Raw genomic sequence first — 25,452 nt, 5'->3', positions numbered from 1 at the left:
CTCTCAGGCCTTGGCCTGGTTCAGCTGTCCGGTCACCGTGTCGAGCAGTTCGGCCCACGACTTCTCGAACTTGTCGACGCCCTCGGTCTCCAGCACGACGAACACGTCGTCCAGGTCGATGCCGACCTCGACCAGCCCGTCGAAGACCTCCTGCGCCTGCGCCGCGCGGCCGGTGACCGCGTCGCCCTCGATCTTGCCGTGGTCGGCGACCGCGTGCAGGGTCTTCTCCGGCATCGTGTTGACCGTGTCGGCCACCACGAGCTGGTCCACGTACCGGGTGTCGGAGTACTGCGGGTCCTTCACGCCGGTGGACGCCCACAGCGGACGCTGCGCGCGGGCGCCCGCGGCGGCCAGCGCCTCCCAGCGCTCGCCGCGGAACGTCTCCTCGTACGCCGCGTAGGCCAGCACCGCGTTCGCGATGGCCGCCTTGCCGCGCAGCGCGGCCGCCGCCGGGGTGTCCAGCGCGTCGAGCCGCTTGTCGATCTCGCTGTCCACCCGGGACACGAAGAACGACGCCACGGAGTGGATGCCGCGCAGGTCGTGCCCGTTGGCCTTGGCCTGCTCCAGGCCCGCGACGAACGCCTCCATCACGTGCCGGTAGCGCTCCACGGAGAAGATCAGCGTCACGTTCACGCTGATGCCCTCGGCGAGCACCCGGGTGATCGCGGGCAGGCCCTCGACCGTGGCCGGGATCTTCACCAGCAGGTTCGGCCGGTCGACGGCCTTGGCCAGGTCGAGCGCCTCGGCGACGGTGGCCTCGGTGTCGTTGGCCAGCCGCGGGTCGACCTCGATCGACACGCGGCCGTCGACGCCGTCGGTGGCGGTGTAGATGTCGCGGAACAGGTCGCACGCGTTGCGCACGTCCGTGGTGGTGATCTCGCGGACGGCGGCGTCGGTGTCGGCGCCGCGCGCGGCCAGCTCGCGCACCTGCTCGTCGTAGGCCGAGCCCTTGGACAGGGCGGCGGCGAAGATCGTCGGGTTGGTGGTCACGCCCACCACGTGCCGCTCGGCGACCAGGCCGGCGAGGTTGCCGGAGTCCAGCCGCTCGCGGGACAGGTCGTCCAGCCAGATCGACACGCCCGCGTCGCTGAGCGCGGCCAGCGGATTGGTGCTCATCTCGTCAACTCCCCTGAAGTCTCTTACTTGGTCCGGGCCAGCGAGCGGCGGGCCGCCGCGACGACGTTCTCCGTCGTGAACCCGAACTCGCGGAACAGCGTCTGGTAGTCCGCCGAGGCGCCGAAGTGCTCGATGGACACGATCTCGCCGGTGTCGCCCGCGAACCGGTGCCACGGCTGGGCGATGCCCGCCTCGACCACCACGCGCGCCTTCACCGACGACGGCAGCACCTGCTCCTGGTAGCTCTTGTCCTGCGCGTCGAACCACTCGACGCTCGGCATGGACACCACCCGGGTGGCGACGCCCTCGGCCTCGAAGACCTTGCGGGCCTCGACCGCGATCTGCAGCTCCGAGCCGGTCGCGATGAGGATCAGCTCCGGCTCGCCGTCGCCCTCCAGCACGTAGCCGCCGCGCGCGACGCCCTCGGCGGCCCTCTCCTTGGTGCCCTCGAGCACGGGGATGTTCTGGCGGGTCAGCGCCAGCCCCACGGGGCCGGTCTGCTCCAGCGTCGCCTTCCAGGCGGCGGCGGTCTCGTTCGCGTCACCGGGCCGCAGCACGGCGAGGCCCGGGATGGCGCGCAGCGCCGCGAGGTGCTCGATCGGCTGGTGCGTCGGACCGTCCTCGCCCAGGCCGATGGAGTCGTGCGTCCAGACGTACGTGACCGCGGCCTGCATGATCGCGGCCAGCCGGACGGCCGGGCGCATGTAGTCGCTGAACACCAGGAACGTGCCGCCGTACGGGCGGGTCGGGCCGTGCAGCGCGATGCCGTTGAGGATCGAGCCCATGGCGTGCTCGCGGACACCGAAGTGCAGCGTGCGGCCGTACGGGTTGGCCGACCACATCTTGGTGGAGATCGTCTCGGGGCCGAAGGAGTCCGCGCCCTTGATCGTGGTCAGGTTGGACTCGGCCAGGTCGGCCGAGCCGCCCCACAGCTCCGGCAGCACCGGGCCGAGCGCGGACAGCACCTGGCCGGACGCCTTGCGGGTCGGCACGCCCTTCGCGTCGGGCTCCCACGACGGCAGCGCGTCCGCCCAGCCCTCCGGCAGCCGGCGGGCGACCAGGCGGTCCAGCAGCGCCTTGCGCTCCGGGTTCGCCTGCGCCCACGCGTCGAACGACTTCTGCCACTCGGACTTGGCGGCCTCGCCGCGCTTGACCACCGAACGCGTGTGCTCCAGCACCTCGTCGGAGACCTCGAACGTCTGCTCCGGGTCGAAGCCGAGGATGCGCTTGACCTCGGCGACCTCGTCCGCGCCCAGGGCAGCGCCGTGCGCCGCGCCGGTGTTCTGCTTGTTCGGCGCCGGGAAGCCGATGATCGTGCGCAGCAGGATGAACGACGGGCGCTCGGTCTCGGCCTTGGCGTTCTCCAGGGCCTCGAGGATGCCCGTGACGTTCTCGCCGCCCTCGACGACCTGCACGTGCCAGCCGTAGGCCTCGTAGCGCTTCGCGGTGTCCTCGGACAGCGCGATCGTCGTGTCGTCCTCGATCGAGATCTTGTTGTCGTCGTAGATCACGGTCAGGTTGCCCAGCTTCTGGGTGCCCGCCAGCGACGACGCCTCGCTCGTGACGCCCTCCTCGATGTCGCCGTCGGAGGCGATCACGAAGATGTGGTGGTCGAACGGGCTCTCGCCGACCGGCGCGTCCGGGTCGTACAGGCCGCGCTCGCGGCGGGCGGCCATCGCCATGCCGACCGCGTTCGCCAGGCCCTGGCCCAGCGGGCCGGTCGTGGTCTCGACGCCGCGCGTGTGGCCGACCTCGGGGTGACCCGGGGTCTGCGAGCCCCACGTGCGCAGCGCCTTGAGGTCGTCCAGCTCCAGGCCGTAGCCGTTGAGGAACAGCTGGACGTACAGCGTCAGGCTGGAGTGGCCCGCGCTGAGGACGAACCGGTCGCGGCCGATCCAGTCGGCGTCGGCCGGGTCGTGCCGCATGACCCGCTGGAACAGCGTGTACGCGAGCGGCGCGAGGCTCATGGCGGTGCCGGGGTGGCCGTTGCCGACCTTCTGCACGGCGTCCGCGGCCAGGACGCGGGCGGTGTCCACCGCGCGCCTGTCCAGGTCGGTCCAATCTTCGGGCAGGTGGGCTTCGGTCAACCGGGCGATGTCATCGGTGACGGACACTGACTTCCAGCTCCAAACTCACTAGGCGGCGGTTGTGACGGCCGGCGTGAACTTAATCGATCCCGTCAGGCCCGATCCGCGGCTACCAAGGTCCGCCGGCCAGCCTAGTCCGACGAACGGACGCACGTGCCACTCACGCTCTGTGGGTGTACGCACAGGCATGGCTGGTGCGTTCAGGGAGTACCCGAAGGGGCTGCTCGGGCAACGCGCGGTTACCATCTGTCCATCCCCTGACCTGACGAGGAGCGCGACGCCATGAGTGCCGTCACCGAGGCTCCGGCGCGGTCGCCCCGGCAGGTCGTCGGCGCGTACGTCGCGCTGACCAAGCCACGGGTGATCGAGCTGCTGCTGATCACCACCATCCCGGCGATGCTCCTGGCCGCCCGCGGCCTGCCGCCGCTGTGGCTGATCGCGTGCACCCTGGCGGGCGGCACCCTCGCCGCGGGCTCGGCGAACGCGCTGAACTGCTACGTCGACGCCGACATCGACTCGGTGATGAAGCGGACCAGCGCCCGGCCGCTGGCGAAGGACGCCATCCCGCCGCGCAACGCGCTGATCTTCGGCATCGTGCTGGGCGTCGTGTCGTTCGGGTTCCTGTGGCTGACCACGAACCTCATGTCGGCCGTGTTCGCGGTGGCCACGATCCTGTTCTACATCTTCGTCTACACCCTGGTGCTCAAGCGCCGGACCTCGCAGAACATCATCTGGGGCGGCATGGCCGGCTGCATGCCGGTGATCATCGGCTGGTCCGCGGTGACCGGCACGGTGGCGTGGCCCGCGCTGGTGATGTTCGGCGTGATCTTCTTCTGGACGCCGCCGCACACGTGGGCGCTCGCGATGAAGTTCAAGGAGGACTACGCGCGGGCCGGCGTGCCGATGCTGCCGGTGGTGGCGACGGCGCAGCAGGTCACGCGCCAGATCGTCATCTACTCGTGGATCACGGTCGCGTGCACGCTGCTGCTGGCGCCGGTGACGTCGTGGATCTACGTCGCGATCGCGGCGGCGTCGGGCGTGTGGTTCGCGGTGTTCGCCCACCGGCTGCACGGCGTCGTGCGGCGCGGCGGGTCGACGAACACGATGAAGTTCTTCCACCTGTCGAACCTGTACCTGATGCTCGTGTTCTGCGGCCTGGCCGTGGACGCGGTGATCGGCCTGCCGGTCCTCGGCTGGCCGTTCTGAGCTTGATGCACTTTCCGCATATTTGCGGATAGCTAGCCTGATCGACATGGCTGTGCAGGGGGATGGGTCGCCACCCGATCGGGGCACGTTCGACAAGGCGACAGTCGATCGCTGGCAGGTGTTCGGCGGCATGGCCGGCGTCGCCGCGCTGCTGCTCTCGGTGGTCGGCGGCATCCAGGACCAGGTCCCGTTGTCGCTGGTGGCGGCCGGTGTCGTCACCCTCGTCGGTGTCTGGCTGCTCTACCGGTGGGGCCGTCGTCCTCGGCAGCAGCTGACCAAGCACTTCGTGGTGCCGGTGTTGCTGACGGTGGTGGGCGCCGCCACGGGCGGTGTGCTCGGCGGCCTGGAACTGCGCCCCACCGCCGGTGAAGCCCGCGCCGGATCGGCCACCACCACGACGACCGCGGTCGCCGCCGATGTGGGCGGCTCCACGTCCACGCCGGCGGCGGGGCCGACGACCGGCGGGAGCACGACCACCGGGAGCACGACCACCGTCGTCCCGGCGCCGCCCGCCGCCGGGCAGGTCCGCGCCGGTCAGGTGACGATGAACTACGACTACTCCATCGACTTGGACTCGACCACCGACGAGAACGGTGGTGTCACCGCCAAGTCGACGCAGCGGACCGACCTGAAGTACGAGGGCGGGTTCCGCGCCGCGCACATCGTCCTGGTCGCGGAGAAGCTCGCCGAGGCGCCGCCCACTCATCAGGAGTGCTCGGCCGCCACGGCCGTGGACGATTACATCAACAGCGAGATGGTGGGCCAGGGCGCGTCCTTCTGCGTGAAGACGACAGAGGGCCGCTGGGCCGGCTTCGTCGTGGTGGACGTCGATTCCTACCGATGGGTCAAGTTCGACCTGGTCGTGTGGGACAAGCAGGCCTAGGACACCGCCGACAGCAGGTCGTTCACCGTCGGGTCGTCCAGCGACTCCACGATGCACGACCACAGCTCCAGGTTCGCCGTGGCCCACCTGGAGTAGGTGGCCGCCGCCTCCGGGTCGTAGAAGTAGTAGCCCTCGTCGTGCTTGCCCCGCTGCTCGCCGACGATCTTGTGCGCCAGCTCCCTGAGCGAGATGCCGTTCTCCTCGAGGTACTTGGGCGCGAGCACCACCGGCGTCACCGGCAGCGCCTTGAACAGCGTGTCCGCGTCGGACAGCGCCTGCGCCTCGAGCGGGATGTCGCGGTGGCGGGTGCGCATCTCGGCCTCCTCGACCACCGCGTCGACCCGCGCCGCGACCTCGTCCGGCACGCCCGCGCGCGCCAGGATGTCCAGCCGCAGCTTCCTGCCGTCCACCGGCAGCGAGTTGCGCCGGACCATGTAGTTGACGTCGTGGACGAGGGCGGCCACCTCGACCAGCGACACGTCCGAGCCGTTGCGCCGGGCGAAGTGGACGGCCTTGTCCCGCACGAAGCTGACGTGGTGCCAGCCGTGGAACTGCAGTTTCGCGGCGAGGTCGCGGCACAGCCGCCACACCTCGCCCTCCACCTCGGAGATCGCCCGCGCCGTGACCGCGTTCGTGACCGTACTCATTGGACCCTCCCGTGCCGGGTGGGCCGATGGTAGGGGCGCGCGAAGATCGTTGGCGCGGGTTAGAGGTTGTTCGTCAGGACCTCCAACCTAGCCTCGACCGGCACGTGCCGGTGGCTGGTCCGGGTGTCGGGGTCGTAGCTGAGGCTCCACGGGCTGACCGCGCGCGACTTGACCAGGAACGTCATGGTGTCGTCGGCGGCCTTCGGGATGCGGTGGAACTCGTGCGCGAGCATCGTGCCCGAGGAGCCCTCGTGGGCCTCGGCGCTGCGCAGCAGGGTGGTGGACACGATCTGCCGGCCTTCGTCGGCCACGTCCGCGGTGAAGCGCTCGTGCAGGTAGGAGCCCGACACGATGGTGGTGCAGAAGTGGTAGCGGTGGTTGTGGATCGAGTCGGCGTAGCCTGGTCGCCAGTCCCGCTGCGGCTTGTACTCGTGCAGCCAGAACGTGAACGGCTCGGCCGGCTCGTCCCGCAGGCACCACGCGAAGTGGGTCGTCGTCTCGCGGGATCTGGCCACCACGCGCATCTCGTCCTGCGGTGAGAGGGCGCGCAGGTGCCCGCGCAGCCTCTCCCGCAGGCCGGGTCGGCCCGCCCACTCCTGGAAACGCCTCTCGACGTGTCCCCAGTGGTCGACGACAGGGGGGTCGGCCACGGCGATGAGCGTGGCGAGCTCCGCGAGGGCGGAGAACCCGGTGAACTCGGTGAGCACGACTTATCAGCTCCCCAGCTGAGCGGAGGCGGAGAATTCTTTGCGGAATCGGTGGAACTTCTCCTCGAGCGATCGGAACCCGTCGTCGGTGAGCGGGTCGCCGGTGATCTTCTCGAACAGGGCGAGGAAGTCCGCCCGACTGGTGCCCGGCGTGATGACGATGTGGAGCCCTGCCTTGGAATTGCTGATGCGCAGGAACTCGGCGCGTTCCATCCCGTAGATGAACGAGCCCTCCGAGAACCGCACCGTGCGCGGGTAGAGCCGGATCACGCCCGCGCTGGTGTTGCTGTAGAGGGTGAGCCAGACGCTGTCGTCGAAGAGCTCCAGTCGGTCCAACGGCGGGTCGGACACGATCGTCAGGTCGATCCGCGAGCACCGGCCGCGGGCCAGGAACAGCCCCACCAGGCCGATGGAGATCTGCTCGCGCAACCGCGCCGCGATCGCGTCGTAGTCGCCGTCCACGCCCTCGTTGCGCAGCAGGTAACGCGCCCGCCCGCGGATCGCGTCGTCGTCCCGCGGATCGGCCAGGACGGCTCTGAGCTCGCACTCCGTCTGCGACAGCAGCAGCCGGCCGGCCGCGTAGCGCCCCGCGAAGCCGCGGAACACGTACAGCCGCGTGCGCTCCAGGTCCTGCATCATGACCTGGTTGAAGGCCGGATCGGGCCGTGCGGTCGGCTCGAACACGTGAGTGGGGAAGAACTCGCGGTCCAGGGCCCGGTACTCGGCGGCGAGGTCGCGCAGCGCCCGGCGGCTCTCCTCCACGACCGGCGTGACCAACGCCCGTTGCGCGGCCGAACTGGTGATCAACGTCTGCCCGAACCCGACCACGGCGGAGATCAACGTGCCGGTGCCGACCGACGTGAGGAACGTGCGCAGGGCTCCTTGATCCATCGTGCTGGAAATGGCCAGAGCGCTGCCGGAAGTGACGACTAGGCTGAGCAGGAGCAGCCCTGTTCTGGTCCAGAACAATTCCTGTAACAGGTTGCTGCGGATGCCCTTCGGCTCCGCGGACACGGTGTCACCTCCTTGGTGGGCACTCGAACGGCCGAATGCTCTCGGTATGCGATCAAGTGCGCGGAGTTACTGTACGCGCGAGTACGCAACGGCGGAAGCGGTAATTAGTGGCACATTTGCGGATTGTTTCGAAGATCGACGACCGCGCACCGTGATCGGCGTTGGGCCTGCCGGTGGGGCCGCGGCGCGCCGCGCGGGCGTGAACCCTAAGCTCGGCAACCATGCGTACTGTCGGCCGTACGGCCCTGGCTCTCGTCTCCCTGTTGTCCGCCGGTCTGGCGCTGACCGCGTGCACCGCTAGCGACCGGCCGTCCACCCTCACCAACACCCCGCCCGCGACCGCCGCCCAGCCCGAGGCGCAGCAGCCCACCGAGGCCGACCTGCCCGAGCCGAGCGGCCCGCCGTGCGCGGTGGCGCAGTACCAGGTGACCGGCGCGCCGGGGGAGAAGCCGACGATCACCGTCCCGACCGGCTGCACGCCGCAGGACGGCCTGCTGGTCGAGGACCTGACCGAGGGCACCGGCGCGGAGATCAAGCCCGGCTCCACGGCGCAGCTGCACTACGTGCTGGCGACGTTCCGCGACCAGCGCACGCGCGAGTCGTCGTGGGACAACGGCGAGCCGTTCGAGCTGGCGAACATCGGCCAGGCCAACGTGATCCAGGGCTGGAACGAGGGCCTGATCGGGCTCAAGGAGGGTGGTCGCCGGCTGCTCGTCGTGCCGTCGGACAAGGGTTACCCGAACGGCAAGGACGACATCCAGCCCGGCGAGACGCTGATCTTCGTGGTCGACGCGGTGAAGGTCGCCGGCTGAGCGGCGCCCGCCGGGAGCGGCGGAAGGGCGGTCCCGCGTCGGGGCCGCCCTTCCGCGCGTCCGGGCCAGGCGCCGACCGGCACGCGGCGCCCGTCGCCGTCAGGGCAGGAGCAGCAGCTTGCCGGTGGTGCGGCGGGCTTCCAGGTCCTCGTGCGCCCGCCGTGCCTCGGCCAGCGGGTAGCGCCCGCCGATCCGCACGGTCAGCGCACCCTCCACGATGGCGGCGAACAGCTCACCGGCCCGCCACTCCAGCTCCTCGCGGGTGGCCACGTGCGCGCCCAGCGACGGCCGGGTCAGGAACAGCGAACCCGCCTGGTTGAGCCGCTGGGGGTCGAACGGCGGCACCGCGCCGCTCGACGCGCCGAACAGCGCCAGCATGCCGCGCGGCCGCAGGCTGGCCAGGCTCCCGTCGAACGTCGTCCGGCCGACGCCGTCGTAGACCGCCTCGACGCCCACGCCGTCGGTCAGCCTCCGCACCTCGGGCGCGAAGTCCACCAGGTCGTACCTGATCACCTCGTCGGCGCCGGCCTCGCGCGCCAACGCCTCCTTGGCCTCGGTGGACACGGTGCCGATCACGCGCGCGCCCCGCGCCTTGGCCAACTGCACCAGCAGCAGCCCCACACCGCCCGCGGCGGCGTGCACGAGCACCGTGTCGCCCTTCTGCACGGGGTACGTGGACGCGACGAGGTAGTGCGCGGTCAGGCCTTGGAGCAGCAGCGCGCCCGCCGTGTCGTCGTCCACCCCTTCGGGCACCGGCACCGCGTCCTTGACCGACACCACGGCCTGCTCCGCGTAGCTGCCGAGGGACTGCGCCCAGGCCACGCGGTCTCCCACCGCGAACCCGGCGACGTCCGGACCGACCGCGCTCACCCGGCCGGCGCCCTCCAGCCCCGGCCCGAACGGCAGGGACAGCGGGTAGCGGCCCTCGCGGTGGTAGCAGTCGATGAAGTTCACCCCGGCGGCGGCCACGTCCACGAGCAGCTCGCCCGCGCCGGGCGAGGGCGCCTCCACGTCGGCGAGCTCCAGCGCTTCCGGCCCGCCGGTCGCGCGCACCACCACTGCCTTGGGCATCGTGCGTCCTCCTGATTGCTCTGTTCGTACGTCAGTACGCCAACCGCCGCGGCGGTCGGTCTGTTCCGCGTCCCGCCGCCGACCCGGCGGAGCGTCTCACCTGCCGAGAGCGACCTTGCGGGCCAGGCCGAGCGGCAACGCGCCCGCGCCCGCGATGGTGTCGTGGAACTCGCGCAACGAGCCGGTGAACTCGGACCGGATGCGCTCGATCTCCAACGCGCCGGTCAGGTACGACGGGGCCTGCGTCGGCCACGCGCAGTACCGGCTGACCTCGCCGGCGGCCGTGCCGGGCGTCAGCGACGCCTTCGTGGTCATGAACTCCTCGGCCTGCTCGACGGTCATGTCGCCGCAGTGCAGCGCGGTGTCCACGATCATCCGCGCGGCGCGGAACAACCGCGCCTCGACGTGCGCCAGCTCCTGCGCCCGAGCCCTGGCCGCGTCGCCGACCACCTCGGCGGTGAAGTAGCCCTGCTCGCGCAGCAGCTTCTCCGCGTACAGCGCCCAGCCCTCGGAGAAGTACGGCGTGCGGAACACCTTGCGCACCGGCCGGTCCTGCGCGGCCAGCCACGACAGGTGCCAGTGGTGGCCGGGGTACGCCTCGTGCACCGCGATCGTGGCCAGCTGGGCCCGGGAGTTGGTGCGCAGCCGCTGGGTGGTCTGCTCGGCGGTGAACCCGTCCGGTGGGAACGGCACGAAGAAGTGGCCCGTCCGCCGGTCGGTCAGCGGCGGCGGCGACATGTAGGACGCCACCGACAGGACCGGGCGCTGGAACGTGGGCGACGGCACGACCCGGCACTCCTCGCCCTCGGCGAACGTCACCAGGCCGTGCTCGACCAGGAACGCCCGCGCCCGCCGCGTCTCCGCCTCGTACTCGGCGCGCATCGCCTCCGGCGTCGGCGGGTGGTCGTCCTGGAACGACGCCATCACCGCGTGCCAGTCGTCCGACCCGGCCAGCTCGCGCATCTCGGCGTCCAGCTCGGCGTAGGCGGCCTCGCCACGCTGGTGCAGCTCCGCCGCGCCGTAACCCAGCACCTCCTGCTCGCGCAGCAGCGTCGAGTAGAGCCGCTCGCCCATCCGCCAGTCGCCCTCGGCGCGCTCGGCGAAGTCGTCCAGGAACACCGCCAGCTCGTCGAACGCCCGCGCGGCGGGTCCGGCGGCCTCGGCCAGCTCCGCGCGCAGCGCCGGGTCGGACACCTCGGCCGGCAGCGTGGCGGTCAGGAACGCCCGGCCGGTGCGCGCCTGGTCGGCGGCCCGCTTGACGATCTTCGGCGCGGCCAGCCCCGGGTCCAGGTTCGCCCGGCACGCGGCCAGCACGGCGGGCACCTCGCCCAGCCGCTTCACCACGCTCGCCACCAGCTCCGGCTCCGGCCGCAGCCGGTTGAGGAACGCGCTGAACAACGGGTACAGCACCGCGCCGGTGTAGACGGACGGGTCGCGCCGCCACGCGGGCCACGTCGCCTTCGCCCGCACGCCGCGCAGCACGGAGACGATGAGGTCGCGGTCCACCGAGCCCTGGAGGTCGTCGGTAGTGACGGCGGCGAACCGGTCGAGCCACGCGTCCGCGCCGCGTTCGTATTCGGTGAACGCGCCCGCGCTGAAATCGCCGAGGGTGTGGTCGTGGGCAGGTGAGCCGAGCATGGCGGCGGTGCCCGGGTTGCGGTCGAAGTGCCACGCGAGGAACTGTTCGACCAGGTGGGTGAGGTTCTGGGTATCGGTCACGACCCGCAAGCTACCCCGCGACCGCGAGGTCCGGGAGGCGCTGGAAATTCCCTTGGGCTTTGCCTGTTGACGCCATAAGTTCCTCGCGTCCGGACAGGGGGAATGGTCGTGAAGCACAACAACCCGGAATTCGCCGAGATCGCCCGGCGCGCCACGATCCTGCGCACGCAGGTGGGTTCGGGCGTGCACGGGACCGCCATCGAGGGCACCGACGACCGCGACGAGATGGGCGTGTGCGTCGAGCCGCCGGAGTTCGTGATCGGGCTGCGCCGCTTCGAGCAGTACATCCACCGCAGCGCCGAGGAGCGCACGGGTGTGCTCAACACCCCGTCCGGCCCCGGCGACTTGGACCTCGTCGTGTACTCGTTGCGGAAGTGGCTGCGCCTGGCGCTGCAGGGCAACCCGACCGTGCTGCTGCCGTTGTTCGCGCCCGAGCACGAGATCGTCTCGGTCACCGACCTGGGACGTGACCTGCGCGCCAACTCGGACATGATCGTGTCCCGGTTGGCGGGCCGGCGGTTCATCGGCTACCTGCACAGCCAGCGCAGGCGCATGGTGGACGGCACGGTGGCCAAGCGCGTCAACCGGCCCGAGCTGGTCGCGCGGCACGGCTACGACACGAAGTACGCCTCGCACATGGTGCGGTTGGGCGTGCAGGGCGTCGAGCTGCTGGAGACCGGCCGGATCACGCTGCCGATGCCGGAGCCGTGGCTGACCTGGATCCGCGACCTGCGCCAGGGCCGGCACACGCAGCAGGAGGCGATGGACGCGGCCGAGTCGCTGGAAGCCCGGTTGGAGGAGCTGACCGCGGAGTCCTCGCTGCCCGAGCGGCCCGACCACGCGCGGGCCGACAAGTGGCTGGTCGAGGCCTACGAGTCGGTGTGGTCGACGGTGTGGTCGTCGTCCTGAGCCGGGCGGTGAGTGCCGTCACGTGCGCGGAAGTTACCGGCAGGTTCTAGTCTGGCCGACGTGGCTGAGGACAAGAAGATCGGGCGCGCGGTGAAGACGGCGACGGCGTTCGTGGCCGCGCACGGGAAGCCGGCCCGCGCGGTCGTGCAGAACGTCGGGCGGGCCGGCGCGCGGGTCGTGCTGGTCGGCGACGACGGCGCCATGGGCGACGTGGTGCTGCCGGACGTGGCGTCGGCGGAGGCGCTGGTCGAGGCCGTCGCCGACCTGGACCGGCACGAATGGGACCGCGAGACGACGGCCGCGGTGAAGATCGGGCCGGCGCACCGCCGCAAGATGGCCGGCCGGTGAAGGTCCTCTTCGCGACCTGCGACACGCTGCCCGCCGGCGACGGCGACGACGACGCCCTGGTGGACGCCCTCGCCGACGTCGGCGTGCACGCGTCGTGGGCGGCGTGGGGCGCGCCGACGTCGGCCGACCTGGTCGTGCTGCGGTCCACCTGGGACTACCCCGAGCGGCTGCCGGAGTTCCTGGCCTGGTGCGACGCCGAGCCCGCGCTGGTGAACCCGGCGTCGGTGGTGCGGTGGAACACCGACAAGACCTACCTGGTCGAGCTCGCGCGCCACGGCGTGCCGGTCGTGCCGACGGCGGTGGCCGGGCCGGGCTTCACCGACTGGCCGGACGGCGAGTTCGTGGTGAAGCCGACCGTCGGCGCCGGTTCGCGCGGCGCGCTGCGGGTCGCGGCCGGCGACCACGGGACCGCGGCCGCGCACCTGGACGCGCTGGGCGTGCCCGCGCTGGTGCAGCCGTACCAGTCGCGGGTGGACTCCGTCGGCGAGACCGCGATGGTGTTCCTGGGCGGGCAGTACTCGCACGCGTTCACCAAGGGCGCCATGCTCACGCCGGACGCGGAGTTCGACGAGTCCGGCCTCTACATCGTGGAACGGCTGTCCGGCGCGGCGCCCTCACCCGCGCAGCGCCGGGTCGCCGAGGACGTCATGGACGCCGCCGCCGCGCTGATCGGCCTGCGCCGCGACGAGCTCCTGTACTCGCGGGTGGACCTGGTCCCGGGCGTCGACGGCGCGCCGCTGCTGCTGGAGCTGGAGCTGGTCGAGCCCTCGCTCGGGTTCCGCCAGACCGACGCCACCGCCCCGCTCCGGTTCGCCTCCGCGGTCCGGGCGGCCCTCGCCCGGCGGTAGTTCTCGACCTATGACGACGACGAACGCCGGGGCACTGGGCCCCGGCGTTCGTCGTCACCGCGAAGGTCTCACTTCAGGCCGGAGCCGATGCCGGTCAGCGACCGGACCTCCATCTCGGCCTGCTTGGCCGGGTCGGCCTTCTCCTTGCTCAGGACCGTGCCGAGGTAGCCGCACAGGAACGAGAACGGGATCGACACCAGACCCGGGTTGCTCAGCGGGAACCAGGCGAAGTCGACGTCCGGGAAGATCGACGACTTCGCGCCGGACACGGCGGGGGAGAAGGCGAGCAGGAAGATGCACGACCCGAGCCCGCCGTAGACCGCCCACAGCGTCCCCGGCGTGTTGAACCGCTTCCAGAACATCGAGTAGATGATCGTCGACAGGTTCGCCGACGCCGCCAGCGCGAACGCCAGCGCCACCAGGAACGCCACGTTCTGCCCGTTCGCCGCGATGCCGCCGACGATCGCCAGCAGCCCGACCACGACCGCCGTCAACCGGGCGACCCGCACCTCCGACCTCGGGTCGGCCTGGCCCCGCTTGATCACGTTCGCGTACACGTCGTGCGCGAACGACGCCGACGCCGTCAACGTCAGACCGGCCACCACCGCCAGGATCGTCGCGAACGCCACCGCGCTCACCACGCCGAGCAGCACCGCGCCGCCGACCTCGTAGGCCAGCAGGGGCGCGGCCGAGTTCTCGCCGCCGGGCGCCGCCGCGATCTCCTTCGAGCCGACCAGCGCCAGCGCGCCGAAGCCGATCACCAGCGTGCACAGGTAGAACGTGGCCATCATCCACGTCGCCCACACCACCGAGCGGCGCGCCTCGCGGGCGTTCGGCACGGTGTAGAACCGCATCAGCACGTGCGGCAGCGACGCGGTGCCGAGCACCAGGGCCAGCGCCAGCGAGATGAAGTCGAGCCGGCTGGTCGGCGTGGCGCCGTAGCGCACGCCCGGTTCCAGCACCTCCGGCCCGAGCGGCGTGTTCCGCGACGCCGCCTCCAGGATCGCCGACAGGCTGAAGCCGAACTTGCCCAGCAGGAACACCGTCAGCAGGGTCACGCACATGATCAGGAAGACGGCCTTGATGATCTGCACCCACGTGGTGCCCTTCATGCCGCCCAGCAGCACGTACAGCACCATGACGATGCCGACCACCGCGATGATGACCGACTGCCCGACCTTGCTGTGCACGTCCAGCAGCAGCGCCATGAGCGCGCCCGCGCCTGCCATCTGCGCGATCATGTAGAACAGCGAGATCACCAGGGTCACGTTGGCCGCCGCGGCGCGCACCGGGCGTTGCCGCATCCGGAACGCCAGCACGTCGCCCAGGGTGAACCGGCCGGTGTTGCGCAACCGCTCGGCGATGATCATCAGGCCGAGCAGCCAGGACACGACCCAGCCGATCGAGTAGAGGAACCCGTCGTAGCCGTTGACCGCGATGCTGCCGGAGATGCCGAGGAACGACGCGGCGGACAGGAAGTCGCCCGACAGCGCGATGCCGTTCTGCGGCCCGGTGAAGCTGCTGCCCGCGGCGTAGTAGTCCGACGCGGTGGCGTTGCGGCTGCCCGCCCGGTACACGACGTAGAGGGTGATCAACACGAAGACGCCGAAGACGCCGAGGTTGATCGCGGTGTTGCCGCCCATCAGCCCTGGTCCTCCGCCGTGAGCGCGCGCACCGAGTCGACCTGCGGGTCGAGCTTGCGCCGCGCGTAGCGGGCGTAGCCCAGCGTCAGCGCGATCGTGGTGACGAACTGGAGCAGGCCGAACAGCAGACCCACGTTGATCACGCCCCACACCGGCGTGCCCATGAAGTCCGGCGCGTACGCCGACAGCGCGACGTAACCCAGGTACCACAGCAGGAACCCGCACGTCGCCGGCAGCACGAAGATCGCCGTCCGCCGACGGAGCTCGCGGAAATCAGCGCTCGCCTGTAGCGCGACGAAGTCCGGGTCGCCCGCTTCGTCGACCAACAGGGATGACCCCGGGTCGTCGAAAGTGGCGAAGCCGCGCCCGCCGCGAGCGGGTCTGGAATCCGTCGGAGGCAGGATCGCCTTCGTCATCAATCCTCCACGGGGATTTGCCTCGTCGTGCGCGCGGATGCGCGGGCCGCCGGCGAGCGCTCAGCGTAACCGCGTTGCGCCGCCAGTCAACGACGTGCCGCCAACGGTCGTGTCACCGCTGCTCAGTCGATGCCGGACCGTTGTCTCGGTTGGCGTCCGTGTCGCCCGGCGTGGTCACGCTGCGCCGATCGGATGAGGACCTACCGCAAGGTCGTTGTCCCACGCCTGTTCACCACCTACTATCCGCCCAGCAACATCACGGTCGTCGATCATCAATACGTCGACGTCGTTCAACTTCGAAACAACTACGGACTTTCCGGGGCTTGTCTGGTGACTGGCGACAACATCGCGCGCGGGCAGTGGTGGAGCGCCGTCGCGGACTGGCGGAATTGGCGTCTGCCGGTCAAGCTCGCGGCCGTGCTGGCGGTGCCCGTGCTCGTCGCCGTCGGCGCGGGCGTGGTGCAGATCCGCGGGTACGTCAAGAGCGCCGACACCTACGCCTCGATGCAGCGCGTCGTCACGCTCCGTGCCGGCATGGACCCGCTGATCGCGGGCGTGCAGGCGGAACGGGCGCGGTCGGCGCGGCGGGCCGAGGGCGAAGGCGTGCCCGAGGCCGACTTCCGGGAGCTGACGCGCGCCACCGACAACGCCGCCGCGGGCGTGCGGAACCTGATGGAGCGCACCACGACCCTCGGCGAGGTCGCCAACGCCCGGTTCCGCGACGTGACCGTCCAGCTCGACGGCCTGCCGCAGCTGCGCGAACGCGTGGTGGCGGGCAGCGTCGACCTGGAAGGCGCCGTCGGCGGCTACACCGTGGTGCTGCGCGCCCTGCTCGACTTCGACCAGGCCATGGTCGGCGACTTCGGCGACCCGGCGCTGTCCGGCACCGCGACCGCGCTGCACAACCTCGCCATGGCGGGCGAGCAGGTGTCCTGGCAGCACGCGACGGTGCTGGCCGGCATCAGCCGAGGGCGGCTGCTCGACTCCGAGGACGTCGCGCTGGAGCAGTCCTACACCCGCCAGCAGGACAAGCTGGCCGACTTCTCCGCCGTCGCCACCCCGCAGCAGCAGGCCGACTACCGCAGCACCGTGTCCGGCCAGGAGGTCGACCTCCGCAACAGCCTGTTCCAGCAGGTCCGCACCAACTCCACCGCGGTGGAGCTGTTCGTCAAGGCCGACGACTGGAACCGCGGCTCGGAGGCCACCCTCCGGCAGCTCGGCGTGGTGCTGCACGCGCTGGAGGGCCAGCTGGCCGCCGCCGCGAGCCGGTTGCAGGACTCCACCAGCGACCGGGCCGGCGCGGCGTCGGTGATCCTGCTCGCCTCGATGTTCGCCGCCGCCGCGGTCGGCTACGTCGTCGGCAGCTACCTGCTGCGCTCCCTGCGCGCGCTGCGCACCGCCGCGCTGGACGTCGCCGAGCACCGCCTGCCCACCCTGGTGGCGCAGCTGCGGGAGAACGCCGCGCACGACGTGAGCGTGACGCCGGTGCCCGTGCACACCAGGGAGGAGTTCGGCCAGCTGGCGCGCGCGTTCGACGCGGTGCACCGGCAGGCCGTCAGCTCCGCGGCCGAGCAGGCCGACCTGCGCACCGGCATGCGCAACGCGTTCATCAACCTGTCCCGCCGCAGCCAGGGCCTGGTGGAGCGGCAGCTCAAGCTCATGGAGGAGCTGGAGCGGCAGGAGGAGAACCCCGAGCAGCTCGCGAACCTGTTCAAGCTGGACAACCTCGCCACCCGGATGCGCCGCAACAACGAGAACCTGATGGTGCTGTCGGGCAGCGACGTGGCCCGCCGCTTCACCCGCCCGGTGCCGCTGGGCGACGTGCTGCGCGCCGCCGCGTCCGAGATCGAGCAGTACCAACGGGTCGTCGTGCAGACCACGCCGTCGGTGGAGGTCGTCGGCTACGCCGCGGGCGACCTGGTGCGGCTGGTCGCCGAGCTGCTGGACAACGCGACCACGTTCTCGCCGCCGCGCACCCAGGTGGTCGTCGGCGGACGGCCGCGGCCCGGCGGCGGCGTGCTCGTCGACGTGATCGACCTCGGCGTCGGCATGTCGGAGGAGGACCTGGCGCAGGCCAACCGCCGGATCGCGCTGGCCGCGTCGGAGGACTCCGGCGAACTGCCCGTGTCGCGCCAGCTCGGCCTGTACGTGGTCGGCAGGCTCGCCGGGCGGCACGGCATCGAGGTGTCGCTGCGCGAGCAGGGCGACGGGCTGCGCGCGGTCGTGGCGCTGCCCGCCGAGCTGGTGCGCCCGACCGGGTCGACGCCGTCCCGCGCGCCGGCCCCGCAGCCGTCCATCCCGGCGCCGTCACCGTCCACCGGGCCGCAGCCGGCGCTGCCTCGCTCCTCGGGCCCGCAGCCCGCCCTGCCGCAGCCCGTCCTGCCTCGCGCCACGGGTCCGCAGCCGGCGCTGCCGCCGTCGACCGGCCCGCAGCCGGTCCTGCCGCGGGCCGCGGTGCCCGGTCTGCCGCAGCCGGCGCTGCCACCGGTCGTGCCGCTGAAGGACGACGGGTGGACCCCGTTCCGCGGGCGCACCGTCGACACCCCGGCCGCCACCCCGCCCGCCACGCCGGCGTCCGCGCCGCGGCGGACGGCCTCGACCTGGTTCGGCGGCGCGGCGGCGCCCTCCGGACCGGCGGAACAAGCGCGGCACCGGGCCGCGGACACCCACGCGCGCGGGGAGGCGCCCGTGAACGACAAGCCCGTGAACGACAATCCGGCGGAACTGCCCAAGAGGCAGCCGCGGAGCAATCTGGTGGCCGAACGGCCGAGTGCGCCCGACGCGGTGGCACCCGTACGGAGGGATCCGCAGGCGACACGCGGCTTCCTCGCCAGCTACCAGACCGGGATCCGGCAAGGTGTGCGGGGTTCCGGTGAGAATCGAGCTGGGCAGGAGAGCGGATGAGCACGCAGAAGTCGCGACAGGTCGACCAGTTCGGCTGGCTGGTGAGCAACTTCGCCGATCGCGTGCCCGGGGTGGCCCACGCCGTGGTGATCTCGGTGGACGGTCTGCTGCTGACCGCGTCCACCGGGCTGCCCGACGACCGGGCCGACCAGTTGGCCGCGATCGCGGCGGGCGTGGCGAGCCTGACCGAGTCGGCGGCGAGGTGCTTCGACGGCGGCGGCGTGTTGCGGTCGGTGATCGAGATGCAGTACGGGATCATGCTGCTGATGTCCATCAGGGACGGCTCGTGCCTCGCGGTGCTGGCCGCACCGGACGCCGATGTCGGCCAGGTCGCCTACGAGATGACCGTGGTCGTGGACCAGGTCGGCCAGCTCCTGACCCCGGAGCTGCGCGCCCAGCTCCACGGCGCGAAGCGGATGATGGCCCGCCCGTCTGCGTGAGGTGGTCATGGACCGGAACGAGGACACCGGGTCGTCGGACGAGACGTTCGCCGCCCTGCTCAACGGGTTCAGCCTCGACTCCTCCCGCCGCCGCAAGCAGGAGCAGCCGAAGCCCGAGCCGCGTCAGGCCGGGACCGGGGACACCAAGCCCCACCGGCCGGTCTTCGACGACGACGAGGACGAGTTCGAGTACCCGCGCGAGGAGGCGGCCTCGATCGTCCGCGCCTACTCGTGGACCGGCGGCCGGACCACGTCGTCGATCCAGCTGGAGATCGAGACGCTGGTGTCGGCGGTGGACTGGGACTACCCGGGAGCCATGAAGGCCGAGTACCACGAGGTGATCGCCCTGGTCGCCAGGCCGCGGTCGGTGGCTGAGGTCGCCGCCCTGCTGCGCCTGCCGCTCGGCGTGGCCAAGGTGCTGCTCGGGGACATGGCCGAACGGGGCCTGATCGACGTCCACCGCACCGCGTCCACCGACGGCGACTCGCCCGACCTGGGCCTGATGGAACGCGTCCTCGCCGGCCTCCGCCGCCTCTGACCCCGCGCGTCGAACGCTCGGAACCCCCGGGTCGAACGCCCCGGACGGCGCGCCGCCTTTGCGTGATGATCAGCACACGACCTATCGTGGCTTCAGTGTCGACCGAAGTACCGGTCGTCGAGCCGAGGGGGTCGGATGAGCGTCGGACGGGAAACGCGGCTGTCGGCGTGGATCGAGCGGTTCGCGGCGCACTTCGCCGAGGAGGGCATCCCGCTGATCGGCGGTCGCATCCTCGGCTACCTGCTGGTGTGCCAGCCGACGGAGCGGACCGCCGCCGAGCTGTCCCAGGAGCTGGAGGCGAGCAGCGGCTCGATCAGCACCAACCTGAAGTTCCTGGTCAACGCCGGCCTGGTGACGAAGCGCACGCGGCGCGGCAGGCAGGCGGCGCAGTACCGGATCAACGAGAAGCGGTGGGTCGACCTGATCCAGCGCAAGCTGGACGCCCTGGTGAGCGTGCGCGAGCTGACCGAGGCCGGGATGCGGCTGATGAGCGGCGACCCGGAACGCGCCGTGCGGCTGCGGACCGTGGACGACCTCTACACGTGGCTGGCCACGGAGCTGCCCGCGGTCTGGGAGCGCAGGCCCTCGTCCTCGCGCTGAGGCCGTTCGCGGGTCGACACCCACAGGGCGGCGGTGGCGACGACGACCGCGCCGGCGCCCAGCACGTGCAGCGAGACGAGCACCTCGGGCACGCCGGTCCAGTACTGGACCATGCCCAGCGCGCCCTGCGCGAGCACCACGGCCACGAGCGCGTAGTACGGCCGCCGCGGCACGGGGTGGCCGCGCAGCGCGAAGCCCAACGCGATCAGCATGCCGAGGAACAGGAACAGCAGGTCGGCGTGCACCTGCGACAACGTGTCCACCGACACGTCCAGGCGCGGGGTGGCCGCGTCGCCCGCGTGCGGTCCGGCGGCGGTGACGAAGGTGCCCGCCAGCAGCAGCAGGCCGAGCGTGCCCGCCTGCACGACCTGCAACGCCAGCAACGCCCGCGGCACGCGGGGCCGGGCGGGCTCGTCGCCCTCGCCCAGCGCCGCGACCAGCAGCACGGCGAACCAGACCAGCGCCATCGACACCAGGAAGTGCACGCTCACCGTCCACCACAGCAGGCCCGTGAGCACGGTGAACCCGCCGATCACGGCCTGCAGCACGACGCCGCCGAACTGCACCAGCGCCAGCACCACGACCCGCTTGCGCCGCGGCCGGTTGAACCACGCCGCCAGCACGCACAGCCCGGCGATGACGCCGACCACGCCGGTCAACGTGCGGTTCCCGAACTCGACCCACTGGTGCAGCGACGCCACCTCGGGGTGCTCGACCGGCACGAGGCTGCCTTCGAAGCACTGCGGCCAGGTGGGGCAGCCCAGGCCCGATCCGGTCACCCGCACGATCGACCCGGTGACCGCGATGCCGCCTTGGGCGATCACGACCGCGATGGCGAACGCGCGCTGGAACGTGCTCAGGAAGGTGGTGAACCAGGATGGGGCGGACACGAACCGATGGTAGGTACCACTGGCTGAGAACCGCCGCCCGGGGGTGTCACCCGAGCTTCGTGGTCCTCGTCGCCAGCGCGCCCGCGGCCACGCCCCAGACCAGCAGCACGGCCACGTGACCGGGGCTCGGCGCCGTCCCCTCGACCACGGCGTCGTGCAGCGCGAGGGCGAGCGCGGCGGACGGCAGCGCGTCGACGACGGTCGCCAGCCACGTCGGCAGGCTGTCCACGCCGAGCGCGACGCCGCCGATGAGCAGCAGCACGAACCACACGATGTTGGCCAGCGCGAGCACGATCTCCGCCCGCAGCGCGCCGCCGAGCAGCACGCCGAGCGCGCCGAACGACAGCGTGCCGAGCACGATCAGCACGGCCGCCCACAGCAGGCCGGTCGCGGACGGCAGCCGCCAGCCCAGCAGCAGCGCGATCACGGCGATGATCACGACCTGCACGGCGACCACGGCCAACGCCGCGACGACCCGTCCGGCGACCAGCAGCCAGCGGGGGAGCGCGGTCGCGGCGAGCCGCTTGAGCACGCCGTAGCGCCGGTCGAAGCCCAGCGCGATCGCCTGCCCGGTGAACGCGGAGGAGATCACGGCCAGCGCGAGGATGCGCGCGGTGGCCGAGCCGACCCGGGGGTCGGGCACCGGGATGACGTCCATGAGGCTCATCGCGACCAGCAGCGCCGCCGGGATGAGCACGGTCAGCAGGATCTGCTCGCCGTTGCGCAGGGTGAGCACGGTCTCGGTGCGGGCCTGGGCGAGCAGCATCCGGCCGAGCTTCCCGCGACCGGGCGCGGGCGTGAACGTGCCGGGCGCGAACGAAGGCGAGTCGGTCACGAGCGCAGCTCCCTGCCGGTCAGCTCCAGGAACACGTCCTCCAGGCTGCGCCTGGCCACGGTGAGCTCCTCGGCCAGCACGCCCTGCTGCGCGCACCACGAGGTGACCGTGGAGAGGACCTGCGGGTCGATGTGGCCCTGCACCAGGTAGGTGCCCCGGCTGGCCTCACGCACCTGGAGGCCCTCCGGCAGGGCGTCGCGCAACAGCGTCAGCTCCAGCCCCGGTCGGGCGCGGAAGCGGAGCTGCCGGTCGTCGGCGTGGTGCTCGGTGAGCTCGGCCGGGCTGCCCTGGGCCACGACGCGGCCGGCGTCGACGATGACGACGTGGTCGGCGAGGGCTTCGGCCTCGTCCATGAGGTGCGTGGTCAGCAGCACGCTGACGCCGTCCGCGCGCAGCGCCGACACGAGCTCCCACACCAGGCGGCGGGCTTGGGGGTCCATGCCGGCGGTCGGCTCGTCCAGGAACACCAGCTCGGGCCGTCCGACCAGGGCGCACGCCAGCGACAGGCGTTGCTGCTGCCCGCCGGAGAGCCGCTTGTACGGGGTGCGCACCGAGGACGACAGGCCGAGCACGTCGAGCAGCCACGCGGGGTCGAGGGGGTTGGCGGCGCACGCGGCCACGAGGCGCAGCATCTCGTCGGCCCGCACGCCCGGGTAGCCGCCGCCGCCCTGCGGCATCACGCCGATGCGGGGGCGCAGCCGGTCGCCGTCGCGCTTCGGGTCGAGCCCGAGGACGCGGACCTCGCCGCCGTCGGCCGCCCGGAACCCCTCGCACACCTCGACGGTCGTCGTCTTCCCGGCGCCGTTGGGGCCGAGCAGCGCGAGGACCGTGCCGGTGTCCAGGGTGAGGTCGAGTCCGTTCACCGCGACGGTGGAGCCGTAGCGCTTGACCAGCCCCGACACTTCCACGGCAGGGTGCGGGGGGTGCGGGCTCACGACGCGGAAGCCTAGGGCGTCGCCCGGCCCGGCCCGGTGGTGGGGTCAGCCCTACCAGGGTTCTCCGGGTGGCTTCAGGGTCGTCTCGGGGGTGTTCCCGATATCTTCGGTCACCATTCCGGGCGAAGATTTTCCCGTGGTGGAGATCCGGGGGAAAAGACGGGCGGCGGTGTTGCCGCTGGCCGTTGTGGGACTCGTCCTGTCGCTGTTCCCGATTGTTTACCTGCACGTGGCGTCGGTCGGCGAGCTCAGCCCGATCGCCCACACGATCAGCGACTACATCTTCGTGGACAACGGCAGCGGGCTCCTCGCGGTCACCTCGCTGACGCTGGCGGCGGCGTCGGTCGGCCTGCTCGTCGCCCTGGTCCGGTCCGGTTTGCCCAGGCGGGGGCCGGTGGCGGTGCTGATGGGGCTGTGGTCGGCCGGGTTGGCGGTGGTGACGGTGTTCCCCACCGACCCGACCGGCACGCCCACGTCGTTCTCCGGCGCGGTGCACCGGTACGCGGGCGCGGTGATGTTCGCGAGCCTGCCGCTGGCCGGGTGGCTGATTTCCCGGACGTTCATCTCCAGTACCACCCTGCGCCGTTTTTCCATCGCCGCGGGTATCACCTCGGTGGCATTCATGCTCAGCCACGTCTCGGTGGTCTACCCGGGTGGTGGCGCGGTCGTGCTCGGGCTTTTCGAGCGCGTTTTGTTCGCGTTGCTGTACGGGCTGCTGTTCGCGTTGGCCTCCGCCGTCCTGCGCCGCGAGGAGACGTCATGACGTGGCTCGCCGTCCTGCTCGCGGTCCTGGGCGCGGTGTTCTTCGCCTTCGCCGCGCGCCTGCAGCACGACGCCGTGCGGGCGAGCGGGGGCGCCGCGTTGCGGGTGCTGGACCTGCTGCGCAGGCCGCGGTGGCTGCTGGGCCTGGTGCTGCTCGTGCTGGGCGCCGGCGTGCACGCGGCGGCGCTGGGCATGGCGCCGTTGAGCGTGGTGCAGCCGGTCGGCGTGGTCGCGATCGGCATCACCGCGGTGCTCGACGGTCGTCGGCGTGAGCTGCCCGCCGTCGCGTGGACCACGTTCGGCGTAGGGGCCTTCGTGCTCCTGGCCGCGGGCACCGCCACGTCCACCGCGGTCGTGCCGGAGGCCGAGGTGAAGGCCGCGCTGCTGGCGCTCGGCCTGATCGCGGTCCCGGGCCTGGTCGGCGTGCTGTCGACCCGGCCGGCGGTGCGCGCCCTCGGTTTCGGCGCGGCGGGCGGTGTCGCCTACGGCTTCGTCTCCGTGCTCATGCGGTCGGTGTCCCAGGACGTCCAGCAGGGCGGTCTGGCGTGGTCGACCGCGCTCTCGGCGGCGGGCATCGCCGCCGCCCTCGTCGTCGGCGGCTGGTTCATCCAGCACGCCTACGCCAGCGGACCGCCGCACGTGGCGGTCGCCTGCCTCACCGTGGTGGACCCGCTCGTGGCCGTCGGCATCGGCGCGGGGCTGCTCGGAGAGGCGACCCGGACCAGCCCGCTCGTCGGCGCCGCGCAGGTCGCGTGCGCCGCGATCGCCGTCGGCGGCGTCGTCGCGCTGGCCCGCACCCGAACCACTTCCGCAGTTCCCACCAGATCGGAGACGACAGTGACCAACGGACGCGCCATGCGGATCGTGATCGCCGCGGAGACGTTCCCCCCGGACGTCAACGGCGCGGCCCGGTTCGCCCACCGCCTCGCCACCGGCCTCGCCGGCCGCGGCCACGACGTGCACGTGATCTGCGTGTCGGCGGACGGCGCGGCCCGCACCGAGCGCGCCGACGGGATCACCGTGCACCGGGTCCGCTCGCACCGCACGCCGTTCCACCGCACGTTCCGCATCGGGCTGCCGTGGCAGGTGCGCGAGGACGTCAGCGTGCTGCTGGAGGAGCTGCGGCCGGACCTGGTGCACGTGCAGGCGCACTTCGTGGTGGGGCGGTACGTGCTGCGGCGGGCGGCGGCGCTGGGGATCCCGACGGTGGCGACGAACCACTTCATGCCGGAGAACCTGTTCGGGCACGCCCACGTGCCGGCGTGGTTGCAGGGCGTGGCGTCGCGGTGGGCGTGGCGCGACCTGGGGCGGGTCTTCGGCCTCGCCGACGTGGTGACCGCGCCGACGCCGCGCGCCGTGCAGCTGCTGCACGACAACGGTTTCCCCGAGCGCGCGGTGCCGGTGTCGTGCGGCATCGACATCGACCGGTACCGGGGGCGGCTGCCCGTGCGGCACACCGACGCGCCGACCGTGCTGTTCGTGGGTCGGCTGGACGAGGAGAAGCGGGTCGACGAGCTGCTGCGGGCGTTGGCGCTCGTGCCCCGGTTGCACGCCGAGATCGTCGGTGACGGCTCGTGCCGTGCCGAGTGGGAGCTGCTGGCGCGTGACCTGGGCATCTCCGACCGCGTCCGCTTCCGCGGCTTCGTGAGCGAGGACGAGCTGCTCGACGCCTACGCCGCGGCCGACGTGTTCTGCATGCCGGGCATCGCCGAGCTGCAGAGCCTGGCGACGATGGAGGCGATGGCCGCGGGCAAGCCGGTCGTGGTGGCGGACGCGATGGCGTTGCCGCACCTGTGCAAGCCGGGGCGCAACGGCTGGCTGTTCACGCCGGGCGACGTGCGCGGCCTGGCGGACCGCCTGCACGCCGTCACCGTCGACCCCGCCGTGACCGCCCGCATGGGCGCCGCGTCCGGCGACCTGATCGCCGCCCACGCCATCGACACCACCCTGGAGACCTTCGAGTCCCTCTACGCCCGCGCCCTCGGCCTCCCCACCCCGACCCGCACCCCCGCCCTGGCCGCGTGAGCCGAACCTCCCGGACCCAAGGGGGGGGGGGGGGGGGGGGGGGGGGGGAGGGGGGGAGGGGGGGGGGGGGGGGGGTGGGGGGGGGGGGGGGGGGGGT

At 72.0% G+C, this 25,452-nt stretch carries 24 protein-coding genes; 12 read left to right on the top strand and 12 right to left on the bottom strand.

Features of this window, described 5'->3' with window-relative positions; translation table 11 throughout:
* Window positions 1–3: 3 nt before the first annotated feature.
* Complete coding sequence (gene tal / locus ACZ7GX_RS24355; RefSeq protein WP_498779784.1) at window positions 4–1,116, bottom strand: transaldolase; 1,113 nt, start codon at window positions 1,114–1,116, stop codon at window positions 4–6.
* Window positions 1,117–1,139: 23 nt separating this feature from the next.
* Complete coding sequence (gene tkt, locus ACZ7GX_RS24350) at window positions 1,140–3,230, bottom strand: transketolase (RefSeq protein WP_498779783.1); 2,091 nt, start codon at window positions 3,228–3,230, stop codon at window positions 1,140–1,142.
* Window positions 3,231–3,485: 255 nt separating this feature from the next.
* Between tkt and ACZ7GX_RS24345 the strand changes: the two genes are divergently transcribed.
* Both ACZ7GX_RS24345 and ACZ7GX_RS24340 read left to right on the top strand, forming a co-directional pair.
* Window positions 3,486–4,409, top strand: coding sequence for a heme o synthase (locus tag ACZ7GX_RS24345; protein ID WP_498779782.1), 924 nt, complete (start codon window positions 3,486–3,488; stop codon window positions 4,407–4,409).
* Between the two features lie 46 nt (window positions 4,410–4,455).
* Entirely contained in the window at window positions 4,456–5,292 is an 837-nt protein-coding gene (locus ACZ7GX_RS24340) for a hypothetical protein (RefSeq protein WP_498779780.1), read from the top strand.
* On the opposite strand, the gene ACZ7GX_RS24335 is transcribed toward ACZ7GX_RS24340, so the two are convergent.
* From ACZ7GX_RS24335 to ACZ7GX_RS24325, 3 genes are read right to left on the bottom strand one after another with little or no spacing between them, the layout of a single operon-like run.
* Window positions 5,289–5,939: an HD domain-containing protein gene (locus tag ACZ7GX_RS24335; RefSeq protein ID WP_498779778.1), complete on the bottom strand. Its 651-nt coding sequence runs from the start codon at window positions 5,937–5,939 to the stop codon at window positions 5,289–5,291. The genes ACZ7GX_RS24340 and ACZ7GX_RS24335 overlap by 4 nt on opposite strands.
* Window positions 5,940–5,998: 59 nt before the next feature.
* Window positions 5,999–6,646: a hypothetical protein gene (locus ACZ7GX_RS24330; protein WP_498779776.1), complete on the bottom strand. Its 648-nt coding sequence runs from the start codon at window positions 6,644–6,646 to the stop codon at window positions 5,999–6,001.
* Between the two features lie 6 nt (window positions 6,647–6,652).
* Window positions 6,653–7,660, bottom strand: coding sequence for a hypothetical protein (locus ACZ7GX_RS24325; RefSeq protein ID WP_498779775.1), 1,008 nt, complete (start codon window positions 7,658–7,660; stop codon window positions 6,653–6,655).
* Between the two features lie 221 nt (window positions 7,661–7,881).
* On the opposite strand from ACZ7GX_RS24325, the gene ACZ7GX_RS24320 reads away from it, so the two are divergent.
* A complete protein-coding gene (locus ACZ7GX_RS24320; RefSeq protein ID WP_498779773.1) occupies window positions 7,882–8,472 on the top strand; it encodes an FKBP-type peptidyl-prolyl cis-trans isomerase in 591 nt (196 codons plus the stop codon).
* A gap of 99 nt (window positions 8,473–8,571) precedes the next feature.
* Here the strand turns inward: ACZ7GX_RS24320 and ACZ7GX_RS24315 are convergent, their stop codons facing one another.
* Both ACZ7GX_RS24315 and ACZ7GX_RS24310 read right to left on the bottom strand, forming a co-directional pair.
* Complete coding sequence (locus ACZ7GX_RS24315) at window positions 8,572–9,543, bottom strand: quinone oxidoreductase family protein (protein ID WP_498779771.1); 972 nt, start codon at window positions 9,541–9,543, stop codon at window positions 8,572–8,574.
* Window positions 9,544–9,639: 96 nt separating this feature from the next.
* Entirely contained in the window at window positions 9,640–11,262 is a 1,623-nt protein-coding gene (locus tag ACZ7GX_RS24310) for a DUF885 domain-containing protein (RefSeq protein ID WP_498779770.1), read from the bottom strand.
* 108 nt (window positions 11,263–11,370) lie between these two features.
* On the opposite strand from ACZ7GX_RS24310, the gene ACZ7GX_RS24305 reads away from it, so the two are divergent.
* Genes ACZ7GX_RS24305 through ACZ7GX_RS24295 form a run of 3 tightly spaced genes read left to right on the top strand, consistent with a single transcriptional unit; the run spans window position 11,371 to window position 13,367 of the window.
* Window positions 11,371–12,171 carry a nucleotidyltransferase domain-containing protein gene (locus ACZ7GX_RS24305; protein ID WP_498779769.1) on the top strand — a complete coding sequence of 267 codons (801 nt, stop codon included), beginning with the start codon at window positions 11,371–11,373 and terminating at the stop codon, window positions 12,169–12,171.
* 60 nt (window positions 12,172–12,231) lie between these two features.
* On the top strand, window positions 12,232–12,519 hold the full coding sequence (locus tag ACZ7GX_RS24300) for a hypothetical protein (RefSeq protein WP_498779768.1): 288 nt from the start codon (window positions 12,232–12,234) through the stop codon (window positions 12,517–12,519).
* Window positions 12,516–13,367 carry an ATP-grasp domain-containing protein gene (locus ACZ7GX_RS24295; protein ID WP_498779766.1) on the top strand — a complete coding sequence of 284 codons (852 nt, stop codon included), beginning with the start codon at window positions 12,516–12,518 and terminating at the stop codon, window positions 13,365–13,367. Before ACZ7GX_RS24300 ends, ACZ7GX_RS24295 begins: the two co-directional genes overlap by 4 nt.
* Before the next feature lie 68 nt (window positions 13,368–13,435).
* Here the strand turns inward: ACZ7GX_RS24295 and ACZ7GX_RS24290 are convergent, their stop codons facing one another.
* Both ACZ7GX_RS24290 and ACZ7GX_RS24285 read right to left on the bottom strand, forming a co-directional pair.
* Window positions 13,436–15,010, bottom strand: a complete 1,575-nt coding sequence (locus ACZ7GX_RS24290; RefSeq protein WP_498779764.1) for a monocarboxylic acid transporter — start codon at window positions 15,008–15,010, stop codon at window positions 13,436–13,438.
* Complete coding sequence (locus tag ACZ7GX_RS24285) at window positions 15,010–15,336, bottom strand: DUF485 domain-containing protein (protein ID WP_498779762.1); 327 nt, start codon at window positions 15,334–15,336, stop codon at window positions 15,010–15,012. The genes ACZ7GX_RS24290 and ACZ7GX_RS24285 overlap by 1 nt, the downstream gene beginning before the upstream one ends.
* Window positions 15,337–15,756: 420 nt before the next feature.
* Between ACZ7GX_RS24285 and ACZ7GX_RS24280 the strand changes: the two genes are divergently transcribed.
* The 4 genes from ACZ7GX_RS24280 to ACZ7GX_RS24265 all read left to right on the top strand — a co-directional run bounded on the left by ACZ7GX_RS24280 (window position 15,757) and on the right by ACZ7GX_RS24265 (window position 19,908).
* The gene (locus ACZ7GX_RS24280) at window positions 15,757–18,330 is read left to right on the top strand and encodes a nitrate- and nitrite sensing domain-containing protein (protein ID WP_498779760.1); all 2,574 of its coding nucleotides are present in this window, start codon (window positions 15,757–15,759) and stop codon (window positions 18,328–18,330) included.
* Window positions 18,327–18,770: a roadblock/LC7 domain-containing protein gene (locus tag ACZ7GX_RS24275; RefSeq protein ID WP_498779759.1), complete on the top strand. Its 444-nt coding sequence runs from the start codon at window positions 18,327–18,329 to the stop codon at window positions 18,768–18,770. Before ACZ7GX_RS24280 ends, ACZ7GX_RS24275 begins: the two co-directional genes overlap by 4 nt.
* 7 nt (window positions 18,771–18,777) lie before the next feature.
* Window positions 18,778–19,308, top strand: coding sequence for a DUF742 domain-containing protein (locus tag ACZ7GX_RS24270; protein ID WP_498779757.1), 531 nt, complete (start codon window positions 18,778–18,780; stop codon window positions 19,306–19,308).
* A 135-nt stretch (window positions 19,309–19,443) separates the two neighbouring features.
* The gene (locus ACZ7GX_RS24265) at window positions 19,444–19,908 is read left to right on the top strand and encodes a GbsR/MarR family transcriptional regulator (RefSeq protein WP_230569132.1); all 465 of its coding nucleotides are present in this window, start codon (window positions 19,444–19,446) and stop codon (window positions 19,906–19,908) included.
* Here the strand turns inward: ACZ7GX_RS24265 and ACZ7GX_RS24260 are convergent.
* The 3 genes from ACZ7GX_RS24260 to ACZ7GX_RS24250 form a co-directional block, all read right to left on the bottom strand.
* Complete coding sequence (locus ACZ7GX_RS24260) at window positions 19,845–20,798, bottom strand: COX15/CtaA family protein (protein ID WP_498779754.1); 954 nt, start codon at window positions 20,796–20,798, stop codon at window positions 19,845–19,847. The genes ACZ7GX_RS24265 and ACZ7GX_RS24260 overlap by 64 nt on opposite strands.
* Window positions 20,799–20,844: 46 nt before the next feature.
* Window positions 20,845–21,564, bottom strand: coding sequence for an ABC transporter permease (locus tag ACZ7GX_RS24255; RefSeq protein WP_498779884.1), 720 nt, complete (start codon window positions 21,562–21,564; stop codon window positions 20,845–20,847).
* Window positions 21,565–21,629: 65 nt separating this feature from the next.
* On the bottom strand, window positions 21,630–22,568 hold the full coding sequence (locus ACZ7GX_RS24250; RefSeq protein ID WP_498779752.1) for an ABC transporter ATP-binding protein: 939 nt from the start codon (window positions 22,566–22,568) through the stop codon (window positions 21,630–21,632).
* Window positions 22,569–22,704: 136 nt separating this feature from the next.
* Here ACZ7GX_RS24250 and ACZ7GX_RS24245 point away from each other — a divergent pair, with 136 nt between their 5' ends.
* Together ACZ7GX_RS24245 and ACZ7GX_RS24240 are read left to right on the top strand one after the other, a co-directional pair.
* Entirely contained in the window at window positions 22,705–23,331 is a 627-nt protein-coding gene (locus ACZ7GX_RS24245) for a DUF998 domain-containing protein (RefSeq protein WP_498779750.1), read from the top strand.
* A complete protein-coding gene (locus ACZ7GX_RS24240) occupies window positions 23,328–25,355 on the top strand; it encodes a glycosyltransferase (protein ID WP_498779748.1) in 2,028 nt (675 codons plus the stop codon). The genes ACZ7GX_RS24245 and ACZ7GX_RS24240 overlap by 4 nt, the downstream gene beginning before the upstream one ends.
* The last annotated feature ends 97 nt before the right edge of the window (window positions 25,356–25,452 follow it).

The organism is Actinosynnema sp. NPDC037264 (assembly GCF_055603705.1).
This window is presented reverse-complemented; position numbering and strand designations above follow the sequence as displayed.

Excerpts from the sequence above, each read along its gene's own strand:
- tal (WP_498779784.1), bottom strand. The coding sequence starts at position 1,116 with ATGAGCACCAATCCGCTGGCCGCGCTCAGCGACGCGGGCGTGTCGATC.
- ACZ7GX_RS24345 (WP_498779782.1), top strand. The coding sequence starts at position 3,486 with ATGAGTGCCGTCACCGAGGCTCCGGCGCGGTCGCCCCGGCAGGTCGTC.
- ACZ7GX_RS24340 (WP_498779780.1), top strand. The coding sequence starts at position 4,456 with ATGGCTGTGCAGGGGGATGGGTCGCCACCCGATCGGGGCACGTTCGAC.
- ACZ7GX_RS24335 (WP_498779778.1), bottom strand. The coding sequence starts at position 5,939 with ATGAGTACGGTCACGAACGCGGTCACGGCGCGGGCGATCTCCGAGGTG.
- ACZ7GX_RS24320 (WP_498779773.1), top strand. The coding sequence starts at position 7,882 with ATGCGTACTGTCGGCCGTACGGCCCTGGCTCTCGTCTCCCTGTTGTCC.
- ACZ7GX_RS24315 (WP_498779771.1), bottom strand. The coding sequence starts at position 9,543 with ATGCCCAAGGCAGTGGTGGTGCGCGCGACCGGCGGGCCGGAAGCGCTG.
- ACZ7GX_RS24290 (WP_498779764.1), bottom strand. The coding sequence starts at position 15,010 with ATGGGCGGCAACACCGCGATCAACCTCGGCGTCTTCGGCGTCTTCGTG.
- ACZ7GX_RS24275 (WP_498779759.1), top strand. The coding sequence starts at position 18,327 with ATGAGCACGCAGAAGTCGCGACAGGTCGACCAGTTCGGCTGGCTGGTG.
- ACZ7GX_RS24270 (WP_498779757.1), top strand. The coding sequence starts at position 18,778 with ATGGACCGGAACGAGGACACCGGGTCGTCGGACGAGACGTTCGCCGCC.
- ACZ7GX_RS24265 (WP_230569132.1), top strand. The coding sequence starts at position 19,444 with ATGAGCGTCGGACGGGAAACGCGGCTGTCGGCGTGGATCGAGCGGTTC.
- ACZ7GX_RS24255 (WP_498779884.1), bottom strand. The coding sequence starts at position 21,564 with ATGCTGCTCGCCCAGGCCCGCACCGAGACCGTGCTCACCCTGCGCAAC.
- ACZ7GX_RS24240 (WP_498779748.1), top strand. The coding sequence starts at position 23,328 with ATGACGTGGCTCGCCGTCCTGCTCGCGGTCCTGGGCGCGGTGTTCTTC.